Here is a 1309-nt window from a genome sequence, read left to right as displayed (position 1 = left end):
AATTCGACCCTTCCGCTGAGGTACGGAGGTTGCCTCGAGCTCGATGCCCAGGGTCTTGCAGGCTGCGGAAAACTGGGTGAAGGTATCCTTTTCCTCATCGGGTTTGGAGAGGGACTTGTACTCGAAGACGGTCCTGCGGTCGGTCCTGAAGCGCGAGGGGATGCCGTAGTTCCTGAGGATCATGTACAGTACATGGTAATAGCCGTCCAGGGTCTCCTGGGTGTCGAACCATGCCCCCACCACCTCGCTTGTTGCATCATCTATGGCCACATGCAGGTGCCACTTGCCCGCCCCGGGGACCCAGACGAGCTCGCTGGCATCCATCTGCACCATCTCACCGAAATACTTGCTCCTGGGCCTCCTGGGATGCGCATCGGCGTCGTCGAGTACGGCAAAGGCTGCGTTGACCTGCTCACTCTCGGCCTTGCTCAGGTGCTCCTTCCTGGCGACCAGCCTCAGCCGCTTCTCCATCTGTCTCCTGGTTGCCTTCTTCGAACAAGGGGAGACCAGGTATGCCCCCTTCAGGATTGAGTGCAGTGTCCCGTCCGACAGGTGGATGTGGTGGTCCTCCCTCAGGATCTCTACGAAATGGGTGAAGCTGGCATTGCAGTATTTCTCCTTGTACAGTTGCTCGACCAGCTTCCTTGTTTCCTGTGGCTTGGTCGTTGCCGGCTTGCGGCCCTTGTTGTGGTGGCTGAACGACGAGACATCCCCACTTTCATGCCACCGTACATACTTCAGCAATGTTTTCCTGGTGCATCCCAGCTTCGTCCGGCCCCGCCTGATGGCCGTGTCGGTGCAGCCAAGGCTGATGACCTCCCCGGCTGTGTGGTACTTCTGCATCTCATTCGGTCTCAAGTCCTTCAATTCCATCGTTTTCATCCTCCCGGGGGCGGCTTGCCCCTCTTCGGCAAGAGGCCTGCATCCCCATGTACATGGGGTTTGTGCAGTTTTTCGCTCCCTGGGGTGATGGTAGTGGCAACCAGGTCGAGGAACATGCAAAGGTTGTTGGATTCAGTGTGGAAAAGGTCCAGCACATAGCGGAGCCAGCCATCACCGACCTTCTTGCAAAAGCTGAGGAGCGCAGTTGAGATGTCTTTCTTGGGGAAATTGCAGCCAATGCTCAGCTGGATCCTCGCGACCACAGCCTCCCACATACCCTTGAACCAGGCTCTCCAGTTGGCTCTTGTCCTTGGGCTCGCTAGGGAGAAGTCTTTCCTGTATTCCAGGACACAGCGTATCTCGGAGAGTCCATACTGTTTGTTCCTGATGATATCGTCAGGAAAGATTGTCGAGTAGAGGCCATCCC

The 1309-nt window shown here is 56.9% G+C and carries 2 protein-coding genes; both read right to left on the bottom strand.

Annotated elements, in window-relative coordinates:
* Positions 1-873, bottom strand: an 873-nt coding sequence (locus DYP60_RS13870) for a transposase family protein (RefSeq protein ID WP_165849605.1), incomplete at its 3' end; no start/stop codon positions are given.
* A 5-nt stretch (positions 874-878) separates the two neighbouring features.
* The coding region (locus DYP60_RS14395) for a hypothetical protein (protein ID WP_165849604.1) at positions 879-1309 on the bottom strand (431 nt) is incomplete at its 5' end.

The sequence above is a fragment of the Sphaerochaeta halotolerans genome, assembly GCF_003429665.1.
GTDB lineage: Bacteria > Spirochaetota > Spirochaetia > Sphaerochaetales > Sphaerochaetaceae > Sphaerochaeta > Sphaerochaeta halotolerans.
This window is presented reverse-complemented; position numbering and strand designations above follow the sequence as displayed.